Origin of the sequence: Neotamlana laminarinivorans (assembly GCF_020523925.1) — a bacterium.
In the GTDB taxonomy this organism is placed as follows: Bacteria; Bacteroidota; Bacteroidia; order Flavobacteriales; family Flavobacteriaceae; genus Neotamlana; species Neotamlana laminarinivorans.
In genome coordinates this window covers 1-282 of sequence record NZ_JAJAPW010000091.1, presented here as the reverse complement: position 1 = coordinate 282, position 282 = coordinate 1, and the positions used below count along the sequence as shown (strand labels likewise).

Sequence of the window (282 nt, the reverse complement as noted above, 5' to 3'; positions counted from 1 at the left end):
ACCCAGATATGGAAATTATGCTTCCAGAACAAACACAAGGTATTGGTGGTTCGTATTCTTGGGAAGATCAAGATGGCATTGGTACCATGAAAACCCTAGCTACAACACCAAACCAAAGCATAACCCAACAAATGCAATTTGCCGATTTTCCGCCCTCTCAAGTAACTTGGAATTTTAAGCCTAACAAGGACGGAACAACAAATACAACATGGACCATTTCTGGTAAAGATTTACCTTTTGGCTTTAAAGCATTCGCCACATTTATGGGAGGCATGGAAAAAC

General features: G+C 40.4%; 1 pseudogene. It reads left to right on the top strand.

The features are described 5' to 3' along the window. Positions 1 to 17: 17 nt before the first annotated feature. Positions 18 to 282: pseudogene (locus tag LG649_RS16170) on the top strand (SRPBCC family protein); the annotation flags it as partial.